The 1,254-nt window shown below is 63.8% G+C and carries 1 protein-coding gene and 1 pseudogene; both read right to left on the bottom strand.

From position 1 onward, the window contains the following. A pseudogene (locus L5014_RS39180) lies at positions 1-91 on the bottom strand (ATP-binding protein); the annotation flags it as partial. Between the two features lie 2 nt (positions 92-93). Then, positions 94-1,254, bottom strand: a 1,161-nt coding sequence (gene istA / locus L5014_RS38485; RefSeq protein WP_238469086.1) for an IS21 family transposase, incomplete at its 5' end; no start/stop codon positions are given.

Raw genomic sequence — 1,254 nt, 5'->3', positions numbered from 1 at the left:
CCTGGGCTTGCAGCACCCGGGTTTCCAGTGTCGCGCTGATGCCTGACAGGCGCAGTTCGCGCAGGGCGCGGTCGATTTCGGCAAGACTCATGCTCAAGAGAGATCTCCGTTGGGTGATGGCATGGCGGCGCTATGCTTGGCGCCGAGGGTGAACAGGTCGGCGTAGTCGTCGCCGTCCCGGATGAGGTGATGTTCCTGAGTCAGGGGCAGTTCGCCCTGGACGGGCGCGTCCAGTTCTGCCAGCGCCTGCTCCAGCAGACGCTCGGTCAGCGCCTTGACCTGTTTGTAGCTGGGCACGCCTTCTCTCATGGCGATCTCGCAGGCCGATTCGATCAGGCGGCGGGGGTAGCGCCGGACCAGGCCGACGATGCCCCAGAGCTTGCGCTGACCGACTCGCCCTTCGGTGTCGAACAGATGCTGGCACAGGCGTTCGGCCGATGGCCCGATCGTCCTGGCCTGCGCGAGGATGCGGCGCGTTTCCCGGGAGGGATTGAACGGTCGCTCGTCGTGCGGCAGGATCACTGTTCCCGGCCTGTCGGCCAGAATGTGGGTGCGCAGCAATGTCTGTGTCTGGAGGTTGCGGATTTCCAGGTAACGGGCAAATTTACGCACCAGCACCTTGCTGCCAATGGGAGCCGGTTGGGCGGCGTAACTGCTGTGGTCGACCCGTACGCACGTGTCGTCGCAGACGGTGTAGACCTTGTCGGTGAAGTATTCGAAGTTGCGCGCCGGCAAGGCACGCAGATGGGGGCGCTCTTCCTCGAACATCGCCTGAACCTGGCGACGGGTACTGCCGTGGATCCTTCTGGCCGCCCAGTTCGATTCCCATTGATCAAGGAAGGCGTTTTGCTCCTCGATCGACTCGAACCGGCGCCCCTTCAGGGCCGTGCCCTGGGTATGCTGGATAGCGTTCTCGACGGTGCCCTTGCGATTCGGATCTCGTACGCGGGCGGGGTCCGCCACCACGCCGTAGTGAGCGAGCATGGCTGCATACACCGGATTGAGCTCCGGTTCGTACAGGTCCGGTTTGATCACGCCTTCCTTCAGATTGTCGAGGACGACGTATTGCGTTACGCCACCCAGGTGGCGCCAGGCCTGCTCGTGCAGCTCGGCCCAGACCTGTTTGCTGGACTTCCACACGACGCGGCGGAAGCTGTGTCGCGAGTAGCGAAGCGTCATCACGAACAGCCGCGGCTTGCGGTATCGGTTTGTGCCCGGCACCCGGGTCAGGGCACCCTCGCCATAGTCAACCTG

Origin of the sequence: Paraburkholderia tagetis (assembly GCF_022213065.1) — a bacterium.
Taxonomy (GTDB): domain Bacteria; phylum Pseudomonadota; class Gammaproteobacteria; order Burkholderiales; family Burkholderiaceae; genus Paraburkholderia; species Paraburkholderia tagetis.
Note: the sequence above shows the minus strand (reverse complement) of the source record. Positions and strands in the feature narration are given on the sequence as shown.